Raw genomic sequence first — 526 nt, forward strand, 5'->3', positions numbered from 1 at the left:
AAGAAGCTGGAGAAGGATGGCGACATCGGCCAGGACGAGAGCCGCTCGCTCGCCGACCAGGTGCAGAAGGCGACCGACAGCGCCGTCAGCGACATTGACGGCATTGTCGCCGTCAAGGAACAGGAAATAATGCAGGTGTAGGTTCGCTCGAGCCGTGCCTTGGAGGGGCGCTGATGTCGACGACGACCGCGATCAAGAGTGGAGCCGCTGAGCGGCCGCGGTTGCGCATTCCCAGCCATCTGGGAGTGATCATGGACGGCAACGGGCGCTGGGCCCAAGCCCGGGGCAAGCCCCGGACCGACGGTCACCTCGCCGGCGTGCGGTCGCTGCGGCAACTGGTGCGGCTCTGCATCGAATATGGCATCGCCCACCTCACCGTGTTCGGCTTCTCGTCCGAGAACTGGCGGCGGCCGCCTCAGGAAGTGAACTTCATCTTCGGCCTGCTCCGCCGCTTCGTGGCGTCGGACCTCGAGACGCTGATCAGCAACAACGTGCGCGTTCGGATCATCGGCGGACGGGAGGGGCT

General features: G+C 65.6%; 2 protein-coding genes. Both read left to right on the forward strand.

Annotation, left to right across the window (positions count from 1 at the left end; all coding sequences use genetic code 11):
* On the forward strand, nucleotides 1-141 hold a 141-nt coding region (locus KDM41_18965), incomplete at its 5' end, for a ribosome recycling factor (GenBank protein ID MCB1185507.1).
* A gap of 32 nt (nucleotides 142-173) precedes the next feature.
* On the forward strand, nucleotides 174-526 hold a 353-nt coding region (gene uppS, locus KDM41_18970), incomplete at its 3' end, for a di-trans,poly-cis-decaprenylcistransferase (GenBank protein MCB1185508.1).

The sequence above is a fragment of the bacterium genome (genome assembly GCA_020440705.1).
GTDB lineage: Bacteria > Krumholzibacteriota > Krumholzibacteriia > LZORAL124-64-63 > LZORAL124-64-63 > JAGRNP01.